At 35.4% G+C, this 985-nt stretch carries 1 protein-coding gene; it reads right to left on the minus strand.

Annotation, left to right across the window (positions count from 1 at the left end):
• Positions 1-632 precede the first annotated feature (632 nt).
• Positions 633-917, minus strand: a complete 285-nt coding sequence (locus DFR79_RS07135; protein WP_133514819.1) for a DUF4351 domain-containing protein — start codon at positions 915-917, stop codon at positions 633-635.
• Positions 918-985: the final 68 nt, after the last annotated feature.

Here is a 985-nt window from a genome sequence, read left to right on the forward strand (position 1 = left end):
TCCTGAGAGCAGCCTTCATATGAAGTTGTCTGCTTTCTATGTGTTTCCGTCGAGTTGTTCAAATCTAAGAAACCTCCTAATGTTTCATCCTTCAATTGGTGTATATATCCACCAATCTACTATGACTTCTGCTGCATTCTGACAGTTCAGCTCTTACATTACTGCAGAGTTTATTGCTTAGAAATTCATCACCACAATTTACTGTCAGACCTTCCCTGGTTAAGAATATTTACTTTCACTTCATCCATCTGCTGTATTTACATTTCCTGTCTTGAATAGTTTTGGGCTTTATTTTGTTAGGCAAACTTACCCACAGGATTGTGCCTTTTATACAGTTCGTATTCCTCAGACCGAAGCTTTGCCTCCAACTTCCTTCAGATTCCATCTCACGATGGACACCCTTGTCTTCAGCTAGTGGTTGGCACTATTAACCCCCACATCAGACTTTCACTGATTAGCAAATATCCATGCCAGGCAAACCTAAAAAAGCCGGGATCTTATGTCAAGATCCCGGCCCTGAAATTTCTGCAGTATTCTATTAAAAATTCTCAAAATTCAACTATTACTTTCTATAAATAAAACCGGCTGAGGTTTTAATCCCAACCGGTGTAATTAATATTTTTATATTCAAATTAATGTTTCAAAAAATCTATTATATCTTCTGTTGAATCTGAAGTTATTATTTTCTCGCTTAAATCTTCAATTTTACTCAGCTCAGCCCTATTAATTAACTTAATAATTTCATTATCTGTATCACCAAATTTAGCCTTAATTTGCCTCATCAGGATTAACCTTGCTTCTTCCTGTTTACCCTCAATCTTACCCTCAATCTTACCCTCAATCTTACCTTCGATTTTTCCTTCTTCTTTTCCTTTTTTCTTGCCCTGCTCTTCTGCATATTTCAATATTTTAACCATTTTGTAATCCCTCCATATTTCTGAGATTTCTTGCTTACTTAAAAATTTATCACATAATACAAATGTCA

This window comes from Halanaerobium saccharolyticum (assembly GCF_004362045.1).
Classification (GTDB): Bacteria; Bacillota; Halanaerobiia; order Halanaerobiales; family Halanaerobiaceae; genus Halanaerobium; species Halanaerobium saccharolyticum_C.